Annotated in this window: 27 protein-coding genes; 15 read left to right on the plus strand and 12 right to left on the minus strand. The window is 68.7% G+C overall.

Going from position 1 to position 24,845, the window contains the following annotated elements; genetic code table 11:
• The first annotated feature begins 259 nt into the window (after window positions 1-259).
• Window positions 260-3,298 carry an MMPL family transporter gene (locus GWG54_RS02520; RefSeq protein WP_245242737.1) on the plus strand — a complete coding sequence of 1,013 codons (3,039 nt, stop codon included), beginning with the start codon at window positions 260-262 and terminating at the stop codon, window positions 3,296-3,298.
• Window positions 3,295-4,065: a TrmB family transcriptional regulator gene (locus tag GWG54_RS02525; RefSeq protein ID WP_167936283.1), complete on the plus strand. Its 771-nt coding sequence runs from the start codon at window positions 3,295-3,297 to the stop codon at window positions 4,063-4,065. Before GWG54_RS02520 ends, GWG54_RS02525 begins: the two co-directional genes overlap by 4 nt.
• Here the strand turns inward: GWG54_RS02525 and GWG54_RS02530 are convergent.
• Window positions 4,062-5,432 (minus strand): polysaccharide deacetylase family protein, encoded by a 1,371-nt coding sequence (locus GWG54_RS02530; RefSeq protein ID WP_167936284.1) that lies wholly within the window; start codon window positions 5,430-5,432, stop codon window positions 4,062-4,064. The two genes, GWG54_RS02525 and GWG54_RS02530, sit on opposite strands and share 4 nt — an antisense overlap.
• 205 nt (window positions 5,433-5,637) lie before the next feature.
• On the opposite strand from GWG54_RS02530, the gene GWG54_RS02535 reads away from it, so the two are divergent.
• The gene (locus GWG54_RS02535; protein WP_167936285.1) at window positions 5,638-6,012 is read left to right on the plus strand and encodes a hypothetical protein; all 375 of its coding nucleotides are present in this window, start codon (window positions 5,638-5,640) and stop codon (window positions 6,010-6,012) included.
• Window positions 6,013-6,018: 6 nt separating this feature from the next.
• Here the strand turns inward: GWG54_RS02535 and GWG54_RS02540 are convergent, their stop codons facing one another.
• The 4 genes from GWG54_RS02540 to GWG54_RS02555 form a co-directional block, all read right to left on the minus strand.
• On the minus strand, window positions 6,019-6,471 hold the full coding sequence (locus GWG54_RS02540; protein ID WP_209438232.1) for a MaoC/PaaZ C-terminal domain-containing protein: 453 nt from the start codon (window positions 6,469-6,471) through the stop codon (window positions 6,019-6,021).
• Window positions 6,472-8,433 (minus strand): 3-hydroxyacyl-CoA dehydrogenase/enoyl-CoA hydratase family protein, encoded by a 1,962-nt coding sequence (locus GWG54_RS02545; RefSeq protein WP_167936286.1) that lies wholly within the window; start codon window positions 8,431-8,433, stop codon window positions 6,472-6,474.
• A gap of 117 nt (window positions 8,434-8,550) precedes the next feature.
• Window positions 8,551-9,006: a MaoC family dehydratase gene (locus GWG54_RS02550; protein ID WP_167936287.1), complete on the minus strand. Its 456-nt coding sequence runs from the start codon at window positions 9,004-9,006 to the stop codon at window positions 8,551-8,553.
• Window positions 9,006-10,115, minus strand: coding sequence for a phosphotransferase family protein (locus tag GWG54_RS02555; protein ID WP_167936288.1), 1,110 nt, complete (start codon window positions 10,113-10,115; stop codon window positions 9,006-9,008). Before GWG54_RS02555 ends, GWG54_RS02550 begins: the two co-directional genes overlap by 1 nt.
• 172 nt (window positions 10,116-10,287) lie before the next feature.
• On the opposite strand from GWG54_RS02555, the gene GWG54_RS02560 reads away from it, so the two are divergent.
• Window positions 10,288-11,502, plus strand: a complete 1,215-nt coding sequence (locus GWG54_RS02560) for an acyl-CoA dehydrogenase family protein (protein ID WP_167936289.1) — start codon at window positions 10,288-10,290, stop codon at window positions 11,500-11,502.
• A gap of 13 nt (window positions 11,503-11,515) precedes the next feature.
• Here GWG54_RS02560 and GWG54_RS02565 read toward each other — a convergent pair whose 3' ends face one another.
• Window positions 11,516-12,232: an HAD family hydrolase gene (locus GWG54_RS02565; RefSeq protein ID WP_167936290.1), complete on the minus strand. Its 717-nt coding sequence runs from the start codon at window positions 12,230-12,232 to the stop codon at window positions 11,516-11,518.
• Window positions 12,233-12,394: 162 nt separating this feature from the next.
• On the opposite strand from GWG54_RS02565, the gene GWG54_RS02570 reads away from it, so the two are divergent.
• Both GWG54_RS02570 and GWG54_RS02575 read left to right on the plus strand, forming a co-directional pair.
• Window positions 12,395-13,171 carry an SDR family NAD(P)-dependent oxidoreductase gene (locus GWG54_RS02570; RefSeq protein ID WP_167936291.1) on the plus strand — a complete coding sequence of 259 codons (777 nt, stop codon included), beginning with the start codon at window positions 12,395-12,397 and terminating at the stop codon, window positions 13,169-13,171.
• Window positions 13,168-14,175: a TIGR04024 family LLM class F420-dependent oxidoreductase gene (locus GWG54_RS02575; RefSeq protein WP_167936292.1), complete on the plus strand. Its 1,008-nt coding sequence runs from the start codon at window positions 13,168-13,170 to the stop codon at window positions 14,173-14,175. The genes GWG54_RS02570 and GWG54_RS02575 overlap by 4 nt, the downstream gene beginning before the upstream one ends.
• Window positions 14,176-14,219: 44 nt before the next feature.
• On the opposite strand, the gene GWG54_RS02580 is transcribed toward GWG54_RS02575, so the two are convergent.
• A complete protein-coding gene (locus GWG54_RS02580) occupies window positions 14,220-15,206 on the minus strand; it encodes an arsenic resistance protein (RefSeq protein ID WP_167936293.1) in 987 nt (328 codons plus the stop codon).
• A 64-nt stretch (window positions 15,207-15,270) separates the two neighbouring features.
• Between GWG54_RS02580 and GWG54_RS02585 the strand changes: the two genes are divergently transcribed.
• Window positions 15,271-15,453, plus strand: coding sequence for a hypothetical protein (locus tag GWG54_RS02585; protein ID WP_245242734.1), 183 nt, complete (start codon window positions 15,271-15,273; stop codon window positions 15,451-15,453).
• Between the two features lie 57 nt (window positions 15,454-15,510).
• On the plus strand, window positions 15,511-16,506 hold the full coding sequence (locus GWG54_RS02590) for an AIR synthase family protein (protein ID WP_167936294.1): 996 nt from the start codon (window positions 15,511-15,513) through the stop codon (window positions 16,504-16,506).
• Between the two features lie 18 nt (window positions 16,507-16,524).
• Here the strand turns inward: GWG54_RS02590 and GWG54_RS02595 are convergent, their stop codons facing one another.
• Window positions 16,525-16,743, minus strand: coding sequence for a hypothetical protein (locus GWG54_RS02595; RefSeq protein ID WP_167936295.1), 219 nt, complete (start codon window positions 16,741-16,743; stop codon window positions 16,525-16,527).
• Between the two features lie 40 nt (window positions 16,744-16,783).
• On the minus strand, window positions 16,784-19,492 hold the full coding sequence (locus tag GWG54_RS02600; protein ID WP_167936296.1) for an AAA domain-containing protein: 2,709 nt from the start codon (window positions 19,490-19,492) through the stop codon (window positions 16,784-16,786).
• A gap of 155 nt (window positions 19,493-19,647) precedes the next feature.
• Here GWG54_RS02600 and GWG54_RS02605 point away from each other — a divergent pair, with 155 nt between their 5' ends.
• Entirely contained in the window at window positions 19,648-20,172 is a 525-nt protein-coding gene (locus tag GWG54_RS02605; protein ID WP_167936297.1) for a hypothetical protein, read from the plus strand.
• Between the two features lie 204 nt (window positions 20,173-20,376).
• Window positions 20,377-21,093: a TOBE domain-containing protein gene (locus GWG54_RS02610; protein ID WP_167936298.1), complete on the plus strand. Its 717-nt coding sequence runs from the start codon at window positions 20,377-20,379 to the stop codon at window positions 21,091-21,093.
• 12 nt (window positions 21,094-21,105) lie between these two features.
• Here the strand turns inward: GWG54_RS02610 and GWG54_RS02615 are convergent, their stop codons facing one another.
• On the minus strand, window positions 21,106-21,351 hold the full coding sequence (locus tag GWG54_RS02615) for a hypothetical protein (RefSeq protein WP_167936299.1): 246 nt from the start codon (window positions 21,349-21,351) through the stop codon (window positions 21,106-21,108).
• Between the two features lie 121 nt (window positions 21,352-21,472).
• On the opposite strand from GWG54_RS02615, the gene GWG54_RS02620 reads away from it, so the two are divergent.
• The 3 genes from GWG54_RS02620 (at window position 21,473) to GWG54_RS02630 (ending at window position 22,767) form a co-directional block, all read left to right on the plus strand.
• Window positions 21,473-22,024, plus strand: a complete 552-nt coding sequence (locus tag GWG54_RS02620; RefSeq protein WP_167936300.1) for a hypothetical protein — start codon at window positions 21,473-21,475, stop codon at window positions 22,022-22,024.
• A 66-nt stretch (window positions 22,025-22,090) separates the two neighbouring features.
• Complete coding sequence (locus GWG54_RS02625; protein ID WP_167936301.1) at window positions 22,091-22,549, plus strand: nuclear transport factor 2 family protein; 459 nt, start codon at window positions 22,091-22,093, stop codon at window positions 22,547-22,549.
• Window positions 22,546-22,767 (plus strand): hypothetical protein, encoded by a 222-nt coding sequence (locus GWG54_RS02630; RefSeq protein ID WP_167936302.1) that lies wholly within the window; start codon window positions 22,546-22,548, stop codon window positions 22,765-22,767. Before GWG54_RS02625 ends, GWG54_RS02630 begins: the two co-directional genes overlap by 4 nt.
• Window positions 22,768-22,900: 133 nt before the next feature.
• Here GWG54_RS02630 and GWG54_RS02635 read toward each other — a convergent pair whose 3' ends face one another.
• Together GWG54_RS02635 and GWG54_RS02640 are read right to left on the minus strand one after the other, a co-directional pair.
• The gene (locus GWG54_RS02635) at window positions 22,901-23,857 is read right to left on the minus strand and encodes a zinc-dependent metalloprotease (protein ID WP_167936303.1); all 957 of its coding nucleotides are present in this window, start codon (window positions 23,855-23,857) and stop codon (window positions 22,901-22,903) included.
• Window positions 23,858-23,900: 43 nt separating this feature from the next.
• Window positions 23,901-24,197: a hypothetical protein gene (locus GWG54_RS02640; protein ID WP_167936304.1), complete on the minus strand. Its 297-nt coding sequence runs from the start codon at window positions 24,195-24,197 to the stop codon at window positions 23,901-23,903.
• A 125-nt stretch (window positions 24,198-24,322) separates the two neighbouring features.
• Here GWG54_RS02640 and GWG54_RS02645 point away from each other — a divergent pair, with 125 nt between their 5' ends.
• Both GWG54_RS02645 and GWG54_RS02650 read left to right on the plus strand, forming a co-directional pair.
• Complete coding sequence (locus GWG54_RS02645) at window positions 24,323-24,550, plus strand: LSM domain-containing protein (protein WP_167936305.1); 228 nt, start codon at window positions 24,323-24,325, stop codon at window positions 24,548-24,550.
• Window positions 24,547-24,723, plus strand: a complete 177-nt coding sequence (locus GWG54_RS02650; RefSeq protein ID WP_006108486.1) for a 50S ribosomal protein L37e — start codon at window positions 24,547-24,549, stop codon at window positions 24,721-24,723. The genes GWG54_RS02645 and GWG54_RS02650 overlap by 4 nt, the downstream gene beginning before the upstream one ends.
• Window positions 24,724-24,845: the final 122 nt, after the last annotated feature.

The raw sequence follows: 24,845 nt of genomic DNA on the forward strand, positions 1-24,845 counted from the left end.
GGCGTCTGCTCGCTCCCAGTCGGCCGTCGGATCCTCGCGCTCGTGGATCGCCCCGTCGGCGGGACAGACCGCGAGTCGGTCCCCGCCCCCCTCGGTCCCCCCCAGCGTCTCCTCGCCGACCCGCTCCGGGGGCCCCCGCCGGCCCGCGGAGGGGCGGCCGGGGAGGCCGGGGGGGCCCGCCGAGCGGCCCCGCGGGGAGGCGACGCCGTCGGACGACCTCGCGGCGGCCGTCGCGGCGTCGGACGCGTCCACCGACGAACTGATCGCCGCGGGCGAGGCGATCGCCAACGGGGAAGCCGATCCCGAGGACGTCGACGCGATCCAGGACGAACTCGACCGCTCCGACGCGGCGGTCGGCTCCGCGGCGGACCTCGAGGAGGCCGCCGCGGCCGCGGCCGCCGGCGTGCTCGAGGGGGAGCGGACGGCCGAGGCGGCGACCCCGAACGCGACCGACCGCTCCGCCGAGGCGCTCGCCCCCGAGGGTGACCTCGAGGAACTCTACCTCGCCGGGACGGTCGGCGTGCTCGAGGACGAGTACGACGAGCTCGAGACCCGGGCCGCCGAACTCGAGTCGGGACAGCAGGACCTCGAGGACGACGCGGCCGCCCTCGAGCAGCGACGGACGACCCTCGAGGAGCGATCGACGGCCCTCGAGGACGGACTCGACGAGGCGCTGGCGCTCCAGCGCGAGTACGAGAACGCGTCGGCAGCGGGCGACAACGCGACCGCGGCCGAGCTCGAAGAAGAGATCGAGGCGACGGTCGACGAGGCCGCCAGCGAGGCCGATCTCGACGACGAGCAGGCGAGCGAGTACGGGGAGCTCGTCGATCAGGCCCGCGAGATCGAGTCCAACCGCTGGACGATCGAGCAGCGGCCGGACGACCCCGAGGAGATCCCCGAGTATCAGGAGCTGAACGAGGCGCTCGACGGTATCTACGCCGGCGCGACGCTGGGCGTGCTCGAGGACGAGTACGCCGAGCTCGAGGACGACGCCGCGGCGCTGGAGGAGGACTTCGAGAGCCTCGAGGAGAACGACGAGACCCCGTCGCTCGACGAGCAGATCGAGGCCCTCGAGGGGCTCGACGACGAGGAGTTCGCGGACCTCCTCGAGCAGACGCTGTCCGAGGGCGACGGCGAGGAGAGCGCGGCGCTGGCGTTCATGCCGTCGGACTACGAGCCGGGCTCGACCGAGGCCGACGCCCGGATGACGATCGTCACCCAGGAGACGACCGCCGCCACTGACGGCGCGGGGATGGGCGGCGAGATGGACGCCGCCCTCGAGAGCCAGCTCGACCTTCGCGAGCTCGCGAACCAGGACGAGCAGGAGTACATGGTGTTCGGCGGCGGCGTCATCACCGACGAGATCGAGAACTCGATGGGCGACAGCCTCGCGATCGTCGGCCCGCTGGCCCTGCTGTTCGTCGTCGTCGCCCTGGTGGTCGCCTACCGCGACCCGCTCGACATCGCGCTGGGCGTGGTCGGGATCGGAGGCGTCCTGATCTGGACGTTCGGGTTCATGGGCTGGACCGGGATCGCGTTCAACCAGATGATGATCGCCGTTCCCGTCCTGTTGATCGGGCTGTCGATCGACTACGCGATCCACGTCTTCATGCGCCACCGCGAGCAACGCGAGGCCGACGGCCGGACCGGCTCCGTTCGGGGCTCGATGCGGATCGCGCTGGCCGGCGTCGGCGTGGCGCTCGTGTGGGTCACGGCGACGACGGCGATCGGCTTCCTCGCGAACCTCGTGAGCCCGATCGGTCCGATCCGGGAGTTCGGGATCGTCAGCGCGGTCGGGATCACCGCCGCGTTGATCATCTTCGGCGCGCTGATCCCGGCGCTGAAAGTCGAGATCGATTCGCTGCTCGAGTCCCGCGGCTGGGACCGTCACAAGCGGGCGTTCGGGACCGGCGAGGGCGGGTTCGCGAGCGCGCTCACGCTCGGTTCGACGGCGGCCCGGAAAATCCCGGTGATCGTCCTGATCGCCGCGCTCCTGTTGACCGCCGGCGGGGTCTACGGCGCGAGCCAGGTCGACACCAGCTTCGAGCAGGAGGACTTCCTCGCCGAGAGCCCGCCGAACTGGACGGAGAACCTGCCCGGGCCGATGGAACCCGGCGAGTACCAGGCCGCCGACGACCTCGAGTACATCAACGACAACTTCCAGCGCGAGGACACGCAGGCCCAGATACTCGTCGAGGGTGATATCACCGACGACGGAACTCTGGAACGGCTCGAGCGGACCCGGAGCGAGGCAGCCGACAGCGACGTCGTCTACACGCTGCCGAACGGCGAGGCCGACGTCCGTGGTCCCCTGTCGGTGATGGAAGACACCGCGGCCCAGAACGAATCGTTCAACGAATCGTTCCAGGCCGCGGATACGGACGGCGACGGGGTTCCCGATCGGGACGTCGAGGCGCTGTACGACGAACTGTTCGAGGTCAACGAGGAGGAAGCCGGCAGCGTCATCTACCGGACCGACGGCGGCGAGTACGAGTCGGCGCGGCTAATCGTCGCGACCGACGGCGGCGCCGGCTTCGACGAGATCACGACGGAGCTGCGGAGCGTCGCCGGGGACCTCGACGCGTCCGGAACGGGCGACGAGCGCAACCTCGACGCGGGCGACGGCGAGGTGAACGCCTTCGCGACCGGCGATCCGATCGTCAGCTACATCGTCGAGCAGGACCTGCTCGAGACGGTCCTCCAGAGCCTGCTGATCACGCTCGTCTCGGTCTTCGTCTTCCTGACGGCGGCCTACTGGCTGACGGGCAACAGCGCGACCCTCGGGGCGGTCACCCTGCTCCCGGTCGCGTTTACGGTCAGCTGGATCCTGGGGACGATGTACCTGCTCGGGATGCCGTTCAACGTGTTGACGGGGATGATCACCAGCCTCACGATCGGGCTCGGGGTGGCCTACAGCATCCACATCAGCGACCGGTACACCCTCGAGCTCGAGCGCCAGGGCAACGTCTGGTCGGCACTGCAGACGACGGTGACCGGAACCGGCGGCGCGTTGCTCGGCAGCGCGGCGACGACCGTCGGCGGATTCGGGACGCTCGTCTTCGCCATCCTGCCGGCGCTCCAGCAGTTCGGGATCATCACCGGGCTGACGATCATCTACTCGTTCCTCGCGAGCGTGATCGTCCTGCCGACGCTGCTGGTGCTGTGGACGCGGTACTTCGGGCCGGACGTTTCGTTCGATCGATCGGGGGCGGGGACGGCAACTCCGACGGCGAGCGACGGTGGAACCGAAATGGAAACGGACACGGCATCCGAGAACCGAGGGACGGACGAACCGTGACCGACGACGAAAGCGAGGCCATCGACGCGTTCGAGCGACTCGGCCTCACGAGCTACGAGGCCAAGGTCTTCATCGCGCTCCACCGACTGGGGTCAGGAACCGCCCGCGACGTCGCGAGCGTCACCGACGTCCCGCGATCGCAGGTGTACAGCGTCGCCGAGAGCCTCGAGGACCGGGGGCTGCTCGAGGTCCAGCAGTCCAGCCCGATCCGGTACCGACCGGTCAGTATCGACGAGGCCGAGGACACCCTCCGAAACCGCTTCGAGCGTGAACGCGAACGGGCGTTCGACTTTGTCGACTCGGTCAAGGAGGAGTCGACGAGCGAGGAGACCCAGGAGGACATCTGGACGGTGCGGAGCCGCGACCGGGTCGACGACCGGGTCGTCGACCTCCTCTCGCAGGCCGACGAGGAGATCGCGTTCGGCACCAGGCTGCCGAAGCTGGTCACGTCGGAGATCGAACGGACCCTCGAGGAGCGCGCGGCCGAGGGACTCACTGTTACCGTGATTAGCAAAAACGAGACGGTTCGGGACCGCCTCGGCGCGCTCGAGGGCGTTACGACCGCCGTTCCCCCGACACACCGCGACGACGACCAGCGGTCGGGTCGGATCGTGATCGCCGACGACGACAGCATCCTGCTGAGCGTCGTCGACGACGACGGCAGCGAGACGGCGATCTGGAGCGCGGGATCGCTGTTCGCCTCCGTCCTCATTCAGCTTATCGAGGCGAGCACGGCGACGCCCGAGTCGGACGCCGCGTCGCGCTAGTGGCCCTCGCGGCGCATCGTCCAGAGGTCGTCGAAGTCGATGACCTCGATCCCGTCCTCGCTATCGATGTACCCCAGTAGCTCCTCGTACTCGTCTTGTGCCAACGTGTTCTCCTGGTCGAAGCCGTGGAAGTTCAGGATCGTACACTGGCGGTGGGCCGCCGCGAGGTCGATACACCGCTTTGCGATGTCGAGGTCGTGGCCGATCGTCCGGAGCAGGACGAGCGGATCGAAGCCGTAGACCCCGGTGAGGTTGACGTCGCCGGCCTGGTTGAACCCGCCCGCGTAGTAGTAGTCCGTCGCGACGTCTAACACCGTCCGGTCGAAGCTGTTGTGCGGGTACGTGATGTAGTGACCGCCCCGAAGGTCGTTGTCGACGGCCCACTGCTTGTCGCGCTCGAGGGATTCCCTAAGCTGATCCTCCTCGAGGTCCGCGACGAAGACGTGGCTGCCGTGGGCGATGATCTGGTCACCGGCGTCCTGGCGTTCCCGCAACTGCTCGAGGGTCACGACGTCGTCCCGGGATCCCTCCGTCCACTGCCGAACCGCCGACTGGACCGCGTTGACGCCGTACTCGTCGTGGAGCGGACTCGCGGTGTCGTAGAAGTCGGGCGTCCCGTCGTCCCAGCAGAGCACGACGTACCCGTTCTCGGGTTTGTCGTGAACGCGGAGGTCGTCGACCCACACCTCCGCGTCGCCGGTGTTGTAGACGATCAGCTGGATCCGCTCGACGGCGTCGCGCTCGAGCGACGTCGATCCCTCCTGGAAGACGACCGGATTCGTCCGGAACCAGCCGACGTCGTCGGCGCCGTAGGAGACCGAGCGAAGCTGGTGGTGGGTCGCGCCGCCGGAGGCGTCCGCGAGGCGGATATCGATCGCCACGTTCTCGGGAGTGGTCGTCCGCACGGCCAGCGAGAGTTCGCGGTCGGTCAGGTCCGTCGGTTCGATCTCCCGCTCGACGATGACGTTCTCGCCGTCCTCGGCAGTGAGTCGGAGACTCCGCGAGCCCTCGAACGCGATCTCCTCGTCGGGCTCCGCGGTCCCCCGAACGACCGCCCACTCGTCGGCGTCCTCGAAGTCGTCGAACCCCTCCCCGGGCTGGCCGAACTCCTCGCGGCTGTCGTACTCGGTCTCGAGCGTTAGTTCGGGAGACCCGACCTCGTCTTCACCCTCGTCCTCGCCTTCGGGTTCGTCGTCGCCCTCGTCTTCGGTGTCGTCCGCCGGGGGGTCGCCGTCGCTCGTCGTCTCGTTCGTCCCGTTACCGTCGTCCTCCGACGTGTCGGAGTCGGAGCAGCCGGCCAGGCCGGTGGCCATCGTCGCTCCGGACAGCGCGAGGAATCGTCGTCGAGTGTTCGGTCGATCTACCATATTACATAATATTTGAAATTCAATAACTATTATACTTTCGCCCGATTCGCCGACGGATCGACTCGCGCCGGCGACGATGGCGCGAGGAAATCGTCGCTCGCAATCGCTCGAATCGGCGGTCGGACCGCCGTTCGGACGGGGTTACGAACTACACCTCCACACGAAAGCCCCGTCCTCTTCCCGTCGCCGACGCTACGGCGAGCGTATGATCGGCGCACTCACCGTCGGGAAGAAGGCCGTCACGTTCGGATACAAGCGCTTCGGCGTTCCGGGAGCCGTCGCCTCCGGAGGGATCGCCCTGGCGGGATACGTCGCCGTCCGCCGGGCGCTGCAGTCGGCGACGGAGTCGGGCGACGTCGATTCGGCCATCGACGCGACGACGATCGAGGACGCGGTCGAGGACGACGGGATGGGCGCGGTTACCGATTCCGAGGTCCTCGAGGACGCGATCGACCGGGACGAGCTCGAGTCGGACGTCCAGATGGACGACGTGCAGTCGTCGGTCGAGGATGAGGCCGACGCGGCCGGAGATGGACTCGACGACATCGACGGCGAGGACGACGCGGACGACAACAGCTGAACTCCGCTATTTCACGAGCGTCAGCAGCTCACAGGAGAGCGCGACCGACCCGTCGTCGGTCACGAGGCGCGTCTCGTAGCGGGCGAGCCCGTTGCCCACGGGGTGATCGCGGGGCTCCTTCTCGATCAGTTCGGACTCCGCGTGGACCGTCGTTCCCATCGTCACGGGGTCGGTAAAGCGCAGCGAGTCGACCCCGTAGAACGCGACCGTCTCGGGTCGCTCGTGGCGGTGTTGCCAGAGCAGGCCCGTCGTCACGGCAAAGAGCAGGGCGCCGTGGGCGATCGGCTCGCCGAACGGCAGGTCTGCGGTGTAGCTCTCGCTCAGGTGGAGGGGATTGAAGTCGCCGCTGACGCCCGCGAACTCGCGTACGTCGGCCTCGGCGATCGTCCGCGAGTGGGTGACGACCTCGTGGCCGACCTCGAGGTCGGCGAACCGGATTCGATCCTCCGGGTCGCCCATCTATCGGCCCTCGAACTCCGGCTCGCGGTTCTCGGCGAACGCGGCGGTTCCCTCCCGGACGTCGTCGGTGCCGATCAGCAGGCCGAACCCCTGGCTCTCCATCGCCAGCGCCGCCTCGAGGCTGGCGTCCTCGCCGCGGTTCATCACCTTCTTGGCGACCTCGAGACCGAGCGGCGGCCCCTCGCGCAGGTCGTCGACGAACGCCTCGACCGTCTCGTCGAACGCCTCGCGGTCGACGGCCCGATTCGCCAGGCCCCAGTCTGCGGCTCGCTCGGCGTCGATGTGGTTGCCCCGGAAGACGAGTTCCTTCGCGCGAGTCTCCCCGAGGACGCGCATGAGTCGCTGGGTCCCGCCGCCGCCCGGAATCAGCCCGAGGCCGATCTCGGGCGCGCCGAACGACGATCGTTTCGTCGCGATCCGCAGGTCGCAGGCCAGCGCGAGTTCGAGGCCAGCGCCGAGACAGTAGCCGTCGACCTTCGCGAGTACGGGCCGGGGGAACTCGTTGACCGTCTCGAAGGCCGGCGTAACGTCCATCGCGTCGGTGGGCTCGAGCGAGTCGAAACCGGAGATGTCCGCCCCCGCGCTGAAGGCGCGGTCGCCGGTGCCCTCGATCGTCGCGCACCGAATCTCGTCGGCGTCGACCGTCGAGAAGAGATCGTCGATCTCCTCGAGCAGGTCCGCGGAGAGGGCGTTCATCCGCTCGGGTCGATCGAGTTCGACCTCAAGGACGCCGTCGTCGACCTCGGCGTTCAGGTAGCGGTAAGAGTCGAGATCACCCGCGCCGCCGTCGCCGTACTCGTGAAAGCCCGCGCCGGCGTCCTCGCCCGTCTTCTCCTCCGCGACGAGTTCGCGCAGGTACGGGTGGGGTTCGAACCGGTCGTCGCCGGTCTCCTCGTAGCGGGTCTCGAGTTTCTCGAGGACGGTATCGAGGCCGATCCTGTCCCCGCAACGGCAGATTCCCTCGGGAAACCCGAGGCCGAGACGGACGCCGATGTCGATCGCCTCGGGCGTCGCGACGTCCTCGCCGACCAGGGAGGCCGCGCGGTTGATCATCCGGGCCTCGACCTGCAACGTGTCGAATCCCTCCCCCTGGCCGGGTTCGTAGTCGGGTCCGTCACCCGTCTCGTAGTCGTAGAACCCTGTTCCGGTCTTCTTCCCCAGTTCTTCGGCCTCGACCTTCTCGGCCATGATCGAGGGAATGTCGTCGCCGGCCTCCTTGCGAACGTGGTAGCCGACGTCGATCCCCGTCAGGTCGGCGAGCTCGAACGGCCCCATCGGATACCCCCGCTCGTGGACCATCGCGGCGTCGGCCTGGCGGACCTCGGCGTCACCCTCGGAGACCATCCACGCGGGTTCGCCGATGAACGGACCGACGATCGTGTTGACGACGAATCCCCGCACGTCCTTGCGGACGTAGATCGGCGTCTTGTCGATCGACTCGACCCAGTCGTGGCCGGCCTCGGCCGCGGCGTCGCTCGTCTCCGCCCCGTAGATCACCTCGACGAGGTCCATCTTCACGGGCGGATTGAAGAAGTGCAGGCCGAGCACGCGCTCGGGCGTGTCGACGGCCGCGGCGATGTCGGTGATCGGCAGGCTCGAGGTGTTCGTCGCCAGCAGCGTCTCGGAATCGGTGTAGGACTCGAGATCGCTGAAGATGTCGTGTTTCAGCTCGAGGTTTTCGGGGGCGGCCTCGATCACGAGGTCGGCGTCGGCGACGGCGTCCTCGAGATCGGTCGTCGTCTCGATACGGTCCAGGATCGTCTCGGCCGGCTCGTCGAGCCGGTCTTTCTCCTCGAGTTTCTCGAGGCTCCAGGCGATCTGCTCGTAGCCGTCTTCGACGTACTCGGGCTCGATATCCCGGAGCGCGACGTCGTAGCCGGCCATCGCGGTCACCTCGGCGATCCCGTGCCCCATGTTCCCCGCGCCGAGGACGGCGACGCGGTCGACGCTCTCGTATGACATGCTCGTCTCGTCGTTCGGGACGCTCTTAACTCCACCGAACGAAGTTACCAATGTTAAGAGAGAGTGGGAAAAGCCGTCTACTGTACGGGCTCCGAAGGACGCAGAAAACGGCGGTAATCAATCGTCGCCGTCGCGCCGCTCGAGGATCGTACTCCCGACCCAGTGCATGACGAGCTCGTCGTCCCCGTTGTACGTCTCGAGGCGGCTCCTGACGTAGCCCCGATCGGAACGGCTCTCGGAGGTCCGTTTCTCGAGCACCTCGGTTCGAAGCGAGAGCGTATCGCCGGGTTTGACCGGGTGGTGCCAGCGCAACTCGTCCACGCCGGGCGAGCCCATCGAGGCCCAGTCGTCCTCGTCGTCGGGGCCCTCGACGAGCAGCCGCATCGACATCGCCGCGGTGTGCCAGCCCGAGGCGACCAGTTCGCCGAACATGCTGTCGGCCGCGGCGTCGGCGTCGACGTGGAACGGCTGGGGATCGTACCGCTCGGCGAACTCGACCACCTCCTCTTCCGTGACGTGATACTCGCCGAACTCGCGACTCTCGCCGACCGCGAAGTCTTCGAAGTAGCGCATCAGAGCGGTTCCTCCCCGTCGATGATTCGCATCGCTCGCGCGGCCAGCGCCGGCACGCGCGCTTCCATCCTCGGGTACATCGGATCGTCGCTGTTGCCCTCGAGGTAGCGCCGGAAGAACATCTCGCCGAGCGCGGCGAGCTTGTACACCGCGAGCGCGCGGTAGAACCGCTCGTGCTCGAACTTGAGGCCGGTTCGTTCCTCCCAGCGTTCGACCAGCTCGAGCCGGCTCGGGTACCCCTCCCGTTTCATGAACGTCGCCGTCAGCTCCGGGACGGCGGGGTCGGGGTCTTTCGGATCGCGCCAGTACGACAGCATCCACCCCAGGTCGGCACGGGGGTCGCCCAGCGTGGCCATCTCCCAGTCGAAGACGCCGACCAGCTCGGGCGTCGTCGGCTCGCGGACGTCGTCCGCTCGCTCGTCCCGGGACGCGTCGCGTCCCGCTGGGCCGTACATCACGTTGTCCAGCTTGTAGTCGCCGTGAACCAGCGCGTGCGGATGCTCCTCGGGGACGTTCTCCTGGAGCCACGAGCCGACCTCGTAGAGGTCCGGCACCTCCCGTTCTTCGACCGTGGTCTCGAACGCCCACATGAGCTGCTGGCCCCAGCGCTCGACCTGGCGCTCGGTGTACCCCGACGGGTGGCCGAACTCCTCGAGGCCGACGGCCTCGTAGTCGACGTCGTGGATCGCGGCGAGGGTGTCGACCAGCTCCTCGCCGATCCGCTGGCGGGCGACGGGATCGGCGAAGCGGTCGGGCTCGCTCTCGCGGAGCACGTCGCCCTCGAGCCGTTCCATCACGTAGAAGTCGCTGCCGATAACGTCGTGATCCTCGCAGGCGAGCACGGGATCGGGGACGGGGACGTCGGTGTCGACCAGCGCCTCCGTCACGCGGTACTCCCGGAGCACGTCGTGGGCCGTGTCGGCCGTTTCGCCCGGCGGCGGCCGCCTGATCACCAGCTCGCGGTCGCCCCAGGTGAGAAACAGCGTCTCGTTGGAGTGACCCGCGGCGTGGCGCTCGAGCTCGTAGGTCTCGACCGGGCCGAGGCGGTCCTCGAGGTACGCCGCGAGCGCGTCCTCGTCGACGAGGCGCTCGTAGTAGGCGTCGGTCACGGGCGGATCCCCTCGCGTTCGGCCGGGGGCCCGCTCGAGGCGGGTCGGTTCGTCGACCGCGTCGGGTGGACGGGTGTGCGAAGCATGATCGCGTACGGTACTATCCCCGATCCGATTAACGAAAACAGTTACGACGCAACTCTTATCTTACAATGTTCGTTCATACGGGACTATGGAGTATCACGACAGCGATCGGGCGCGCGAGCTGGCCGCGGACGTTCGGGAGTTCGTCGACGAGGAGGTGATCCCCGTCGAGCGGGAGTTCCTCGGCGAGGGCCCCGTCTCGGACGAGGCGATCGAGGAACTGCGCGAGGGGGCCCGCGAGCGCGGCCTGTACGCCCCGCAGGTCAGCGAGGAGTACGGGGGACTCGGACTCGCCTTTCGCGACGTCCTGCCCGCGTTCGAGGAGGCCGGCCGCAGCCTGCTCGGCCCGCTGGCACTGCGGGTCGACGCCCCGGACGAGGGGAACATGCACACCTTAGAGATGGCGGGCACCGACGAGCAGAAAGAACGGTGGCTCGAGCCGCTGGTCGACGCCGAAATCCACTCGGGCTTTTCGATGACCGAGCCGATGCAGGGCGGGGGGTCGGATCCGAAGATGATCGAGACCACGGCCCGGAAGGACGGCGACGAGTGGGTCATCGACGGCCACAAGTGGTGGACGACCCAGGGCAGCGAGGCCGACGTCCTGCTCGTGATGGCCCGCACCGACCAGGAGGCCCACCCCTACGAGGGGTGTTCGATCTTCCTCGTGCCAAGCAACGCCGACGGCGTCGAGTACCAGCGGGACATCCCCCACGTCGGCGGCGAGGTGACGGGGACGAGCCACGCCGAGATCGTCTACGACGGCGTGCGGGTCCCCGAGGAGAACCTGCTGGGCGAGGAAAACGCCGGCTTCGCCATCGCGCAGAGACGGCTCGGTCCCGCGCGACTCACCCACTGCATGCGCTTTTCCGGAATGGCCCGGCGCGCGCTCGAGGTCGCGAAAGCCTACACGAGCGAGCGCGAGGGCTTCGGCACCACGCTCTCGGAGAAACAGAACCTCAGGCACGAGATCGCAGACGCCGAGACGCGGCTCCACGCCGCCAGGACGATGGTCCGCCACGCCGCCCGCGAGATCGGCGCGGGACGGGAGGCCCGCGTCCCGGTCTCGATGGCGAAGGTCTTCACCGCCGACGTCGTCCAGGACGCCGTCGACCGCTCGATCCAGTGTTGCGGCGCCAACGGGATCGGCAAGGACCTGCCGCTGGCCGATTTCTACGAGAACGTCCGCGCGTTCCGCCTCGTCGACGGCGCCGACGAGGTCCACAAGCGCGTGATCGCTCGCGACGCCTTCGATGACGTCAACGCGAGCGAGCTCGATCCCGTGACCCGGTTCCGGGGCTGAGTCGGCGGCGAGCTTACGTCTCGCGCTCGCCGTCGACGACCTCGAGGACCTCCAGCGGCGACTCGATGCGGTAGGCGACCGCGGGGCCGTCCTCGGCGCCGAAGGCGACGCCGTGCAGTCCCGCCTCGGCGGCGCCGCGTACGTCGTGGTCGTAGCGGTCGCCGATCATCAGCGACCGCTCGGCCGGGACGCCCGCCTTCTCGAGGGCCGTCTCGAACATCGCGGGATCGGGCTTGGTGCGCCCGACTGCCTCGGAGGTCGTGATCGAGTCGAACGTCTCGCGGACGCCGAAGCGCTCGAGCATCCACTTGCCCTCCTCGTCGTCGACGTCGCTGATCACGCCGACGTGGAGGTCCCGCTCGGCGAGGGATTCGATCGCCTCGACGGCCCCCGGGACGGGCTCGATCGACTCCCGGACTGCCGTCCGGAACGGCGGCCGCCACTCCTCGCGCGGAACGGGTTCGCCGACGATCGCCGCGACGCCCCGGTGGTACCCCTCCCGGGCGGCCCGGAACTCGGTACCCTCCCGCTCGCGGAAGTAGTCGCCGACGGTCGCCCGCCAGGTCTCGAGGGCGTCCTCGGGGGTCGCGTCGACGTCGCGGCGATCGAGCAGGTCCGCGACGAAGGCGGCGTGGGCGGTCCGAACCGACTCGAGGTCGAGGACGACCCCACCGATGTCCCAGAAGACCGCGTCCCACTCGCGATCGGTCTCGGCGTCGGTTCCCGTCATCGGACCCCGCGAGAACGGGGCGGCCGTTCTCGCGGTTCGGACTCGTCAGTCCGGAGGGTCGTCCGTCCCGCGACACGATCCGCACCCACCTTTATTAACAGTGTCTTCATATCACGTACTGTTGCTAACAATGGTAATAGATTCTGCGGCGGGTGGTCGCCGATGAGCACGGACCAGTTCGGCGTCGACGGGGACGTCGCGATCGTTACGGGCGCCTCGAGCGGGATCGGCGCGGCGATCGCGAAGGGCTTTGCCGATGACGGGGTCGACGTGGTGATCTGCTCGCGCGAGCAGGACAACGTCGATCCCGTGGCCGAGGAGATCGCAGAGAGCGACCGTCCGGGGGAGGCCCTGCCCGTCGAGTGCGACGTCACCGACCGCGAGGCCGTCGACGCGATGGTCGAAGCGACCGTCGAGGAGTTCGGCGGGCTTGACGTGCTCGTCAACAACGCGGGCGCCTCGTTCATGGCGAACTTCGACGACATCTCGGAGAACGGCTGGAAGACGATCGTCGACATCAACGTCCACGGCGCCTACCACTGCACGCAGGCCGCAGCGGAACACCTCAAAGCGGGCGGCGGGATCGTGATCAACCTGGCAAGCGTCGCGGGCCAGACGGGCTCGCCGTACATGAGCCACTACGGCGCCGCGAAGGCCGCGGTGGTGAACCTGACGACGACGCTGTCCTACGAGTGGGCCTCGGAGGGTGTGCGGGTCAACTGCATCGCGCCCGGGTTCGTCGCGACGGAAGGCGTCGAGAGCCAGATGGGGATCTCGGCCGAGGAGGTCGACCGCGCCGAGGTCGAACGGCGGATGGGTACCGTCGACGAGATCGCCGACCTCGCACAGTTCCTCGCGAGCCCGGCGTCCTCGTACGTCGTCGGCGAGACGATCACCGCGCAGGGAGTGCCCCGCATCGAGGAGTCGCCCGAAATATGACCGACCGGGACGTCCACCTGCCCGTCGCGGCCCAGCCGAGCGTCGACTCGCTTTCCGACTACGCCGGACGGGCCGAGGACGGCGGGTACGACTGCGTCTGGCTGCCCGAAACCTGGGGTCGGGACGCGGTGACGGTGCTGACGGCGATCGCCGAGCGAACGGACGCGGTCGATCTCGGCACCAGCATCGTCAACGCCTACTCCCGCTCGCCCGCCCTGCTCGGCCAGACCGCCGCGACCCTCCAGGAGGTCGCCGACGGCCGGTTCCGGCTCGGGATCGGTCCCAGCGGCCCCGTCGTGATCGAGAACTGGCACGGCCTCGAGTACGGCAACCCGCTCCGGCGGACCCGCGAGACCGTCGAGATCGTCCGGCAGGTGCTGTCGGGCGAGCCCGTCGACTACGACGGCGACGAGTTCTCGCTGTCCGGGTTCCGGCTCCGCTGCGAGGCGCCCGACCCCGCCCCGCCCGTCGAGGTAACCGGGATGGGACCGAAGGCCGTCGAACTCGCGGGGCGGTTCGCCGACGGCTGGCACGCGATCATGCTCGCCCCCGACGGCGTCCGCGATCGGCTCGCGGACCTCGAGCGCGGGGCCGAGCTGGGCGACCGCGACCCCGAGGACGTCGCGGTCACCGTCGGCGTCACCTGCTGTGCGCTCGAGGACGCAGATCGCGCCCGCGAACTCGCCCGCCAGCACGTCGCCTTCTACGTCGGCGGGATGGGCACGTTCTACCGGGACGCCCTCGAGCGCCAGGGCTACGACGAGGCCGAAACGATCCACGACGCCTGGCAGGCGGGCGATCGGGAGCGCGCGCTCGGGGCGGTCTCCGAGGAGTTGCTCGAGGACCTCTGTGCCGTCGGCGATCCCGAAACCGCCCGCGAGCGACTCGAGCGCTTCGAGGCCGTCGACGGGATCGACGCCGTCGCGGTCAGCTTCCCGCGCGGTGCCGACAAAAGCGAGATCGAGGCGACGATGGACGCGCTTGCTCCCGACTCGGGGGAGTGAGGTCTCGAGCACGTTCGGGACTCGAAGATCGCTCGAATCGGACGTTACGGGGGCGCGCTACGATCCGTCGGCCACCAGTCCCGATCGGCGATCCCCGTGTGGATCTGTGCGATCAGTCCCAGCAGCGGTAACTCGAGCAGCGGCCCGATCACCAGCGCCAGCGGGATCAGCGGCTCGTGGGGGAAGGCGACGACCGCGATCGCCAGCGCCGTCGGCGAGTTCCGCGAGAGGATCGTGTTGTTGAAACAGACCATCTCGCCGTAGGAAAACGAGAGGACGCGCCCGACGCCGAACCCGATCGCGAGGTTGAGCGCGTAGAAGGCGATCACAGGAACGGCGATCAGCGCGAGCAATCCCGGGTTCCCGAGGACTTCCTGGCCCTGCGAGGCGAACATCGCGCCGATGGCGAGACTCAGAAAGACGATCTGTACGGGGCCGAGTTTCGGCAGGAACGTCCGGTTGAACCACCGGTCCCCCCGCCAGCGGATCAGTCCCTTCCGGGCGACGCCGGCGAGGACGAGCGGGACGACCAACACGAGGGCGACGCTCTCGAGCAGTAACGCGAGCGGCAGTTCGACGAGTTCGCCCGCGAAGACGTAGAGGTAGACGGGCAGGAGGACGAGCTGCAACACGAGGTTGTACGGCAGGATCGACGTCGCCAACGGGACGTCGCCGTCGGCGATGTCGGTGAAGATCAGGTACCAGTCGGTACACGGCGTCACCAGGAGCATGAGCAGTCCGACCCACAGCGCGGGGTGGTTACGGAGGAAGATCGCCCCGAGACCGACGGCCAACAGCGGGTTCCAGACGAAGTTCACGAGGAGACTCGAGCCGGCGACCCGGCGGTTGCCGAAGGCTGATCGAAGCTTCGAGAGGGGCATCCCGGCGAACGCGCCGAACAGCATCACCATCAGAAAGGGGAGGATGAGCGCGTCGGCGACGGCGGGAACGCCCTCGATCTGGCCCAGCGCAAGCCCGGCGACGATCGTCGCGAGGACGAAGACCGACTGGTACTTCTCGAAGACGTCCACGGTGTGCCGTCTAACGGGAACGGCGGAATAGGGGTTGGGATCGTGGATCGGGTTCGACGGGAACGTGGCCGACGCCGACACCGTCGTGACGATGGGCTGTCCGGCTCCGGCGTTCGTCCCCGAGGACTGGGACGGCGAAGTCCGGACCTGGTCGCTCGAGTCGAACGACGCGCGCGAGCAGCGCGTCGAGATCGAGCGCCGCGTGACGGCGCTGTTCGACGACCTCGAGAGCGACGGGGAACACTAACCGCGCCCGCGGTCCGCTGTCGACAGCTACAAACCGCCGATCCGCACAGTTCGTGGTATGCCCGGAAAGGTACCGCCGGAGGAGCTGCTCGAGCACGTGTTCGGTCGCGCCGGGACCGCCGGCGACGACCCGTCGGTGATCCAGGGGCCCGCCGACGGCGAGGACGCCGCGGCGATCGCCTGGCCCGAGGGCGAGGGCACCCTCGTCGTCAGCTCCGATCCGATCTCGCTGGCGGCCTCGCAGGTCGGTCGTCTCGGGGTCCACGTCGCCTGCAACGACGTCGCGGCCTCCGGGGCCGACCCGCGCTGGCTCACGACCGTCATCCTGCTCCCGAGCGAGGAGTCGCCGCTGGAGGAGATCACCGAGGACGTCGACGCCGCGGCCCGCGAGGTCGGGGCTTCGATCGTCGGCGGCCACTCGGAGTACGTCGACCAGCTCGAGCGCCCGCTGGTCTCGCTGACCGCGATGGGGGCGACCGATACCTTCGTCCCGACGGGCGGCGCCGAGCCCGGCGACCGCGTCGTTCTCACCAAGGCCGCGGGAATCGAGGGGACGGCCATCCTCGCGGCCGACTTCGGCGACGACCTCGACGTCGATCCCGACGTCTGCGAGCGCGCCGCGGAGTTCCTCGAGGAGATCAGCGTCGTCCCCGACGGGCGCGTGCTCCGGGAGTACGCGACCGCGATGCACGACCCCACCGAGGGCGGCGTCGCCGCGGGACTGCTCGAGCTCGCCCGCGCCTCCGGCGTTCGGATCGCGGTCGACCGCGACGCGGTGCCAATCCGTCCGGAGACGGAGACGCTCTGCGGGGCCGCGGACGTCGACCCGCTACGAATCTTCGGCTCCGGCGCCCTGCTCGCGACCGTGCCCGACGGCGCCGTCGACGACTGCCTGGCGAGCCTCGAGGAAGCCGGGATCGAGGCCGCAGCGATCGGGACCATCGACGAGCCCGCCGACTCGAGCGGGTTCGCCCTCGAGCTCGGTTCGGAGACGATTACGGAACCGGTTCGGGACGATCTCTACCCCCTGTGGGAGGCCGCCGACGAGGACTGATCGGGACCTCGGCGACGGTCACTCGCCGTTCGCTCGGTCCTCGAGAAAGAGACGCGCACCCATCACCGGAATGAACAGCAAGAACAGCAACAGGACGGTCCCCGAGAGGATCGAGACGGCGAACCGCGGGGTGAGCCGGGGCGACAGCGTCCAGCTCGCGATCAGGGTGCCGCCGATCACCGAGACGACGGCGAGCGCGAGCAGATCCGTGATCTTCACCGGGAGCTCCTCGGACATACCCGGCCGTACGGATCGAGGCACATAATCCTGCTCGGTTTCAGGCTCGGGCCCACTCGAGCATCCGCTCATACACCGGATCGGCCGACAGCGCTCGGCTGTCGCCGACGAGCACCAGTGCCCGCTTCGGTCGGGTGAGCGCGACGTTGATCCGGCGGTAGTCCTCGAATATCGGCCCCTCGAGCGTTCCCGTCGCGGTAAAGGAGACGACGATGACCTCCTCGCTCGAGCCCTGGAAGCGATCGACCGTGTCGACGGCGACCTCGGGGGGGACGCGGCTCGAGAGTTCCGAGACCTGCGCGCGGAACGGGGCGATGACGCCGATGTCGGCTCGATCGACTCCGGCCGCCTCGTAAGCGTCGATCAGCTCGGCGACGCGGGCCGCCTCCTCGCCGTCGGTGTACCGGGACCCGTCCCCCTCGACATCGACGAACGCGACGGGATCGCGCAGGTCGGCCGGAAGGGCCTCGCGGGAGACGCCCTCGAGGTCGTCCAGGGTTCGTCCGGCGACCTCGGGCTCGGCGGGGCGCAGGGTCCCGTCGTAGAACTCCCGCGAGGGGAACGCCTGGATGCGCTGGTTCATCCGGTACTGGCGGTCGAGCATCACGCCCGCGTCGGGGTGGAGGTCGACCAGGCGCTCGAACAGCGACTCGGTGAGCTCGTTCTCTGCGCGCACGACGGGCGGGAGCTGCTCGTGGTCGCCTACCAGGACGAACCGCTCGGCGAGGTTCGTCGCCGCGAACGTCCCCGGCTCCGTCAGTTGCGCGGCCTCGTCGATCAGGGCGGCGTCGAACGACTGCTCTTTCATAACGCGGGAGCCACAGGTCGCCGTCGTCGCGGCGACGACCCGCGCGTCCTCGAGTTCGGCCAGTCGCTCCTCGGGATCGCCCGCCCGCTCGAGGCGGTACGGTTCCATGTCCTCGCGGACGCCGCTTTCCGAGCCGACGCGGACGACCCGGTGCTCGTCGATCGTGTCCCCCAGCTGCTCGAGGACGGCCTCGAGGGCGTTGTCGACCGCCCGGTTGGTAAAGGCCGACAGCAGGACTCGCTCGCCGCGCTCGACCATCGCGCGGACGGTGCGGGCGATAGTGTGGGTCTTCCCGGTTCCGGGGGGGCCGTGGATCAGGGCGCAGTCCCGCGCGCCGACGGCCTTTCGAACCGCCTCGTCCTGGGCGTCGTTGTTGTCGACGAAGGTCTCGTCAGGAGCGTCGAACTCGGGGTTCGCCCGGTCGAACAGCACGTCCTTGCGTCGCTCGTCGCCCTTCAGGAGCATGTCGTGTAACGCGACGAGCAGCCGATCGGTCGTCAGCTCCGAGGGGTAGACGTCGAGCCGGGTGACCGCGACGGGTTCGTCGGCCGTGAGGACGACCTCCTCCTCGTCGAGGCGCTCGATCCGCGCGAGTTCCGACTGGCCGCGAACCGGGTGGCCATCGCTCGCGAGGACGAGATCCCCCTCCCGGAGCTTCGAGCTCGCCCCGCCCGTTCGGCGGGCCCGCAGCTCCCACCGGCCCGCCTCGAGCTCACGTCGCTCGACGAACTCGAGGTCGATCAGCGCGCGGTCGTCGTCGGCCCGTTCCTGGGCGTCCTGCTCCCAGAGCTTGGCGTACTCGCGGTGGACCTCCCGGCGCTCGGCCTCGATCGCCCCGGAGAACCGCTCGAAGTACTCCCGTTCCTCCGCGGGGAGGGGCTGGCCGATCTGGCCGGCCTTCGACTCCTGGTCGAGCCGCCCCGAGACGACCATGCAGGTGTCCTGCTCGAAGCAGTACTCGCACTTGGCGTTGCCCTCGTAGCCCGTCGGCACGTCGCCCGCGACCTCTGCCGCGGCGATCTCGTTGCGCAATCGAACGACGTACTTCAGCAGGCCGTCGCCCATCGAGAACTCCTTGGCTGGGGTGAGGTCGCCGGTCTCCTCGTTGCGATCCAGCGCGGAGTTTTTGGTGTACAGCAGCGTCCCGGTGTCGACGCTCCCGCCGTGTTCCTCGAGCAACAGGGCGTAGCAGGCGGCCTGGACCTTGTCCTTGAACCGGGGTTCCTTCTTCAGGTTCTTCCCCGTCTTGAGCTCGACGGGCGCGCCACGCCGAATCGCGTCGGCTCGCCCGCGGATGCCGAAGGTCTCGCTGATGAGCAGCTGTTCGGATCGCCAGGAATCGTCTTCAGTCAGCCGACCCTGCTCGAGCCAGCCCTCGATCGCTTTCGCGTTCTGCCTGACGTCCTCGGCGACTGACGCCGGGTCCTCGCCGAGCAGGCCGAGCTGGAGCCCCCGCTCCTCGACCCGGGCGTCGATCGACTCCTCGAGCTCCCGGCCCCGGAGGAGGTCGCCGAACACCTCGTGGACCAGCGTCCCCTTCACCACGGGGTAGTTCAGCGGCACCCCCGAGAGCTTGTTCAGGTAGTACAGCCGCGGACACTCCGTCCAGTTTCGGATCGCGGTTACGTTCACGAGGAAGCTCGGCTCGACGACGACGTAGGACTCCCCCGTCGTCTTGTACCGCGTTTCACCACGGTAGTCGTCGGTTTCCGCGTCGGTAACGAGCAGTTCCATCCCGGGCTCGAGCAGCTCGGCCGACTCGGTCCACTTGTTCCACAGCGTCACCGTGGTCGGCTCGGGATCCTCGAGCGAGCGCTCGTCGTGGCTCGTGGCGCCGGTTTCGGTCCGAACCAGTTGCACCTCGGCGAGGTCGGTTTCGCCGTAGCTGGTCGATACCGAGCGCACCTCGACCTCGTCGGCGACCGTTCCGCGTACGTCCACGCCTGTCGTCACGGTCGAGGCGTCAAAAACGGTATCGATCGCGCCGCGAGGGCCGGGTCGGCCGACCCGTAACGTCGGCTTACTCCCGCGGCGTCCGATTCGTCCCCCGTAACGGTCGCGTTCCTTTTGGAGGCTCGAGGCGAACCCCGGCCGCCGTGAACGACTCCAACGGTGACGACCGTCGATCCGACGCGTCGCCGGAGGACCGCCGCCCCGCTGAGGCCGAGTCGGGAGCCGGGACCGGAGACCGCGACGGCCGCGGGCGGGATCCCGGGGGCGGTTCCGCCCCGATCGCGAGCGAGGAGCGACGGCGTCACACCCCTCTCATTAGCGCGGCCGTCGCCGTGATCGGCGCCTGGGTCGCCGTCTCGGCGCTGGTCTACGAGTTCGGGGCGGCCGCGCTGTGGAACAACGCCCTCGTCGGGAGCGTCGTCCTGGTCGCGGGGGCGTACAACTGCTACCGACTGCTCAACAGGGTTCCGCTCTCGGTCGGCGTCGCTTCGCTGGTGGCGGTCCTCGGGATCTGGCTGATCGTCGCGCCTGCGCTGTTCGGGATGACCAACGGGTTCTGGAGCACCTTGGTCTCCGGCCTGCTCGTCGCGGGGCTTGCGGGGTACGACGCCTACGAGGCTCGAGCGGCCCGCTCGGTGGCCATCGATCCCGACGCCGAGACGCCGTGACGGGGAGGTCGGCCTCGAGAACACGGCGGTGGATCGGCACGCGGCGACGTGTTCGGCCCGGAACCGGTATCGTCGAAGTCGGACGCACCGGGAACGTTCTCGAGAATCCGACGGGCGAGCGTACCCGGAGCTTTATCGACGGCGAGCTAGTATGCCAACTCGAGACGGCGACGTTCGCCGCCGTTTACCGACTCGGATTCGAGAATGACGATCGAGAAAGAATACAGCACGAAACTCGCCGTCGACGACGTGACGATCGACCGACGTGACATCGAGATGCTGGACGCCATCGAGCGGTGCGGCTCGCTGCACGGGGCGGCCGACGAGCTCGGCCGCTCGTACGCGTGGCTCCAGCGTCGGGTCGTCGAGATCGAGGATGCCGTCGGGGAGCTCACGGAGCGTCGACGAGGGGGCAGCGACGGCGGCGGAACCGAGCTGACGCCGACGGCACACGAGTTGCGCCAGCGGTTCGATCGCCACGAGAGCGAACTCGACGGCGTCGCGCGGGCGACGGAGTCGGTGTTCTCGGGGAGGGTTCGGGACCGAACCGGGGAGCTGGCCACCGTCGAGACGGCGATCGGTCCGATCGCGGCGCTCGTCCCAGCGGAGGCGACCGACGTGCAGATCACCGTTCGCTCCGACGCGGTCGTGCTCGGCGAGCCGGACGACTCGCTGCGGGCGGACGAGACGAGCCTTCGAAACCGGTTCGTGGGGGTCGTCGCGGAGCTCGAGGAGGGCGACGCGATCACTCGCGTAACCGTTCGGATCGACGACGAGGCGGAGCTGCAGGCACTGATTACGAACGCCAGCGCGGACCGGTTGGCGATCGAGCCCGGACGGCCGATCCGCGCCTCGTTCAAGGCGACCGCGGCCAGGGGGATCCGGATCGATCGACGGGAGCGCGACGGGACGACCCCCTGAACCGCGCCTCGATCAGCCCTCGAGGTCGGCCTCGAGCCGCAGTCGGCGGTACCGCGCCGCGTGGTGGGCGGTCGCGACGGCCGCGAACGCGACCATGACGAACGCGAACGGAAGCGTCACGATCGGCGAGAGACCGTTGACGTAGCCGTTGGCGAGCTGGCCGACGGCCAGCGCGAGCGGACCGACCGCCAGCAGCGTGGTCAGGAGGGGTTCGGTTCGAAACAGTTCGCCGACCGACGGACGTCGACCTGCGGTCATAGGTGTTCGGGAGTGGGTTCGCTGTCGGGAGCGCGATCGTATTCCTTTCGGTTCCGCGGCGCTCTCTCCGCACGTCGACGCAACCGATACGTTCTTTCTGTCCCCGCGACAACCGTTCGGTATGCGGATCCGCGAGTGGCAGGACGTGCTCGAGGACGTCACCGAGCGCAGCGTCGACCCCGAGGACTGGCGGGCGGTCGCCGGCGACCGGGCCGGCGGCGTCGGCGAGGACATGTACCTCGCGCATCCCCGGGCGGGGGTCTTCTTCCTCAAGACGTACGCGAAAAACCCCTTCGAGGTGCGCGGCGTCGGGACGAAGGTGGCCCGCAGCCTCGACGACGAGATCGGTTCGTTTCTGCCCGAACGGGACTCGGGCGGGCGCTTCGCGGTCCAGTCCCCGCCCGAGGACGAGGATCACGCCGAGACGGTCTCGAAGCGCCTGGAGACGGTCCTCGAGACCCACTCGGACGCGCCGACCCGGCCCCAGGACCTGTTCGACGACGTGATGGACGCGATCGAGAGCCCCGCCTTCGGCCCGATGGAGTACGATCAGTACGATCGGCCCGACGAACTCGAGGACCTCTCGGACCGGTTCGAGGAGGCCGACGAGCTGTTGAGCGCCGAGCTCGAGGACCTCATCGAGACCGACGAGGTCGATCGGGGCTTCATGTAGGCCACCCTCGGCAGGGCCGGGTCGGGTCCGGTGAGTCTTTGACGACCGACTCCGACAGCGTATCGTATGAGCGACACAGCCGCGGCCGTCGTCCGGGCGTACTACGACGCGCTTCGCCAGGGTGAGCCCCTCCCGCCGTACTTCCTCGCGGACGAATCGACGACGAAGTTCGGCATCAGCGAGGCGCTGTTCGGCTACGAGGCCGTCGCCGACGCCCTCGAGAGCCAGACCGAGACGACGACCGACTGGTCCGTCGAGAGTCGCCGGCTCTCGGTGGCCGAGGACGGCGAGTACGCCACGTTCGCCGACGAGGTGACGATGGCCTGGACCGACCTCGAAGCCGGGACGGACCGTCGGTTCGACACCCGCTGGAGCGGGACGCTGGTTCGTCGCGAGGCGGTCGGCTCCGACGACGGGGTCGACTCGAGCGACGCCGGCGGTGCGAACGCGGCCGAGACGAACGGGGACGACGCGCCCGCGTGGCTGTTCCGGACGATGCACGTCAGCACGGCCAACGAGCTATGAGCCGGGGCCGGGGTCCCGATCGCCGCCCGCCGAGGACGGGCGCCCTGACGGCACCCTCGACCCGCCTCGGGATCGCGTTCATCCTGCTGGTCGCGGGTTCCTGCGGGCTGATCGCGTTCCAGGGGGGCGCCGCGCTGCCGCAGGTCGGGCTGGCGATGGGCGTCGGGCTGGCGGCGGGGGGCGGATTGTTCTGGTATCTCCGCTGGATTCTGGAGTAGCGACGGTCGAAGCGGAAACCGTCCCGGTCGAGAGAAGTCCTTGGCTAAGAAGTCCTTGGCTACTGTGTGCCCGTTCCGAAGCGACCGCGAACCGGCCTGCGGTCGGTTCGGCAAATCGCCACAGTAGACCGTCTCAGCGCCCCATCCGCTGGATCCACAGTCCCGGCGAATCGAGTTCGTCCTGCGTGGGGAGGTTCTCGGGCCGGTCCCAGACCCGGCTCGCGGTCTCTACGTCCCGCACCGCGACGACGTGCTCGAAGAAGTTCTTTCCGCGCTCGTACTGGCGTTCCTTGAGCCCGAGCCCGAGCAGGCGCCGGAACAGCTTCTGGAGGGGACTCCGTCCCTGACGGCGGGCGTCGAGCTTGCGACGGAGGTCCTCGTACTCGTCGTCGAAGGCGTGGTCCATCAGCAACTCGGCGTACCCCTCGACGACGGTCATCGCCGCGTCGAGGTCCGTAAATGCCGCCTTGTTGAACGACCCCGTCGAGAGGTCGGCGATCCCGTCCCGCATCCGCTCCTCGAGGTGCTCCGAGAGCCACGGCGCCGCGCCGAACTCGGCGGCGTGGGTCACCTCGTGGAACGCGATCCAGCGGCGGAACCGGTCGGAATCGACCTCGAGCGCGTCCGCGGCCTTGTGGATGTTGGGCCGGACGAAGTAGAGCGCGTGGTCCTCGGCGGGGGTGTCCGCGAGCAACAGCGGGTCGTACTGGCCGAGCACGTTTCGTCCCAGAAACGCCAACAGGACGGTCATCGTCCCGGTGTTGATCGTGCGCGCGACCCCCGGGAAGGCCCCGGCGGGGGTCTCGAGGGCGCCCATGACCCGCTCGAACGTCTCGACGTTGGCGTCGATCCAGTGGTGGCGGTTCTGGATCTCGACGGTGTCGGGGACGTCGAACTCGGCGCCCGAAACCGACCGCACCGCGGCGCGGGCCTCGCGCACGTCGCGGGCGTAGGCCTCCCGCTCGCCGGGCTCGAGCTCGAGCGAGCCGGGGTCGGTCGCCGCCTTCGCCCCCTCGGCGGCCGACTGCCAGTCGATCACGCTGTCGCCGGAGGCGCCGGCGACGGCGCGGGCACTACGATAGAGATTCACGGCCGAGCGTACGGGCAGCGAACGCAAAAGGGTTCGGCTCGCGTTACGTGACGACGACGTCCGGCTGCTCGCCCTCGGGGAGTTCGTCCTCGTCCTCCTCGGTGTACTTCTTGGCCGCGACGCCGAGGGCGACGAGGACGGCCAGCGCGAGCAACGCGCCGATCGCGCCGCCTTTCCCGCCGGATTCGTCGGCCTCCTCGCTCTCGTCGTCGAGTTCCTCCTCGAGGGCCTCGGCGTCGCCGCTCCGGCCGAAGGGCAACGCCTCGTCCATCGCTCTGGGCCCGAACTGGTGGTCGCCCTGGAGGTTCAGCTCGATGAGGGTAAACTTCTTCTCTCCCATGTCGGGGGAGTCGGCGAGCGATCACTTAGCCGTTTGGCTTGTTCGAGCGCGTCGACGGCCACCGAACCGGGAATTTCGGAGGCTCGACCGGTACGATTAAGTGTCCAACACTTGCGGTGTGTCGTATGAGTGGACGACCGCTTGACGTTCTCGAGGCGTCGCTCGGCGAACGCGTTACCGTGCGCCTCAAGAGCGGCGACGAGTACGTCGGCGATCTCACGGGCTACGACCAGCACATGAACCTCGTGCTCGAGGACGTCTCGAGGGCTGCCGACCGCGAGGTGAACGACGACGATCCGGTCGAAGACACAACGATTATACGCGGCGATAACGTCGTTTCGATCACTCCATGACTGGCGCAGGAACCCCGAGCCAAGGAAAGAAGAACAAGACGACGCACACGAAGTGTCGTCGCTGCGGAGAGAAGTCCTACCACACGAAAAAGAAGGTCTGCTCGTCGTGCGGCTTCGGCAAGTCCGCCAAGCGCCGCGACTACGAGTGGCAGTCCAAGACCGGCGACAACTGAACTTCTGTCTCTTCGGACTCGTGTTCCTCGAGCGATGCTCCACCGGTAGTCGCTCGAACCGCGCCCTCGACGACTCGATAGCCGGTAGAGCCACCGCGGTACTCGAGTCGATCTCCGGCGCT

The organism is Natronococcus sp. JC468, from assembly GCF_012163165.1.
GTDB classification, from domain to species: domain Archaea; phylum Halobacteriota; class Halobacteria; order Halobacteriales; family Natrialbaceae; genus Natronococcus; species Natronococcus jeotgali.

What these genes read in the sequence shown, in the direction of transcription:
- GWG54_RS02530 (WP_167936284.1), bottom strand. Translation starts at nt 5,432, where the DNA reads ATGGTAGATCGACCGAACACTCGACGACGATTCCTCGCGCTGTCCGGA.
- GWG54_RS02535 (WP_167936285.1), top strand. Translation starts at nt 5,638, where the DNA reads ATGATCGGCGCACTCACCGTCGGGAAGAAGGCCGTCACGTTCGGATAC.
- GWG54_RS02540 (WP_209438232.1), bottom strand. Translation starts at nt 6,471, where the DNA reads ATGGGCGACCCGGAGGATCGAATCCGGTTCGCCGACCTCGAGGTCGGC.
- GWG54_RS02545 (WP_167936286.1), bottom strand. Translation starts at nt 8,433, where the DNA reads ATGTCATACGAGAGCGTCGACCGCGTCGCCGTCCTCGGCGCGGGGAAC.
- GWG54_RS02550 (WP_167936287.1), bottom strand. Translation starts at nt 9,006, where the DNA reads ATGCGCTACTTCGAAGACTTCGCGGTCGGCGAGAGTCGCGAGTTCGGC.
- GWG54_RS02560 (WP_167936289.1), top strand. Translation starts at nt 10,288, where the DNA reads ATGGAGTATCACGACAGCGATCGGGCGCGCGAGCTGGCCGCGGACGTT.
- GWG54_RS02565 (WP_167936290.1), bottom strand. Translation starts at nt 12,232, where the DNA reads ATGACGGGAACCGACGCCGAGACCGATCGCGAGTGGGACGCGGTCTTC.
- GWG54_RS02570 (WP_167936291.1), top strand. Translation starts at nt 12,395, where the DNA reads ATGAGCACGGACCAGTTCGGCGTCGACGGGGACGTCGCGATCGTTACG.
- GWG54_RS02575 (WP_167936292.1), top strand. Translation starts at nt 13,168, where the DNA reads ATGACCGACCGGGACGTCCACCTGCCCGTCGCGGCCCAGCCGAGCGTC.
- GWG54_RS02590 (WP_167936294.1), top strand. Translation starts at nt 15,511, where the DNA reads ATGCCCGGAAAGGTACCGCCGGAGGAGCTGCTCGAGCACGTGTTCGGT.
- GWG54_RS02595 (WP_167936295.1), bottom strand. Translation starts at nt 16,743, where the DNA reads ATGTCCGAGGAGCTCCCGGTGAAGATCACGGATCTGCTCGCGCTCGCC.
- GWG54_RS02610 (WP_167936298.1), top strand. Translation starts at nt 20,377, where the DNA reads ATGACGATCGAGAAAGAATACAGCACGAAACTCGCCGTCGACGACGTG.
- GWG54_RS02615 (WP_167936299.1), bottom strand. Translation starts at nt 21,351, where the DNA reads ATGACCGCAGGTCGACGTCCGTCGGTCGGCGAACTGTTTCGAACCGAA.
- GWG54_RS02620 (WP_167936300.1), top strand. Translation starts at nt 21,473, where the DNA reads ATGCGGATCCGCGAGTGGCAGGACGTGCTCGAGGACGTCACCGAGCGC.
- GWG54_RS02625 (WP_167936301.1), top strand. Translation starts at nt 22,091, where the DNA reads ATGAGCGACACAGCCGCGGCCGTCGTCCGGGCGTACTACGACGCGCTT.
- GWG54_RS02630 (WP_167936302.1), top strand. Translation starts at nt 22,546, where the DNA reads ATGAGCCGGGGCCGGGGTCCCGATCGCCGCCCGCCGAGGACGGGCGCC.
- GWG54_RS02640 (WP_167936304.1), bottom strand. Translation starts at nt 24,197, where the DNA reads ATGGGAGAGAAGAAGTTTACCCTCATCGAGCTGAACCTCCAGGGCGAC.
- GWG54_RS02645 (WP_167936305.1), top strand. Translation starts at nt 24,323, where the DNA reads ATGAGTGGACGACCGCTTGACGTTCTCGAGGCGTCGCTCGGCGAACGC.
- GWG54_RS02650 (WP_006108486.1), top strand. Translation starts at nt 24,547, where the DNA reads ATGACTGGCGCAGGAACCCCGAGCCAAGGAAAGAAGAACAAGACGACG.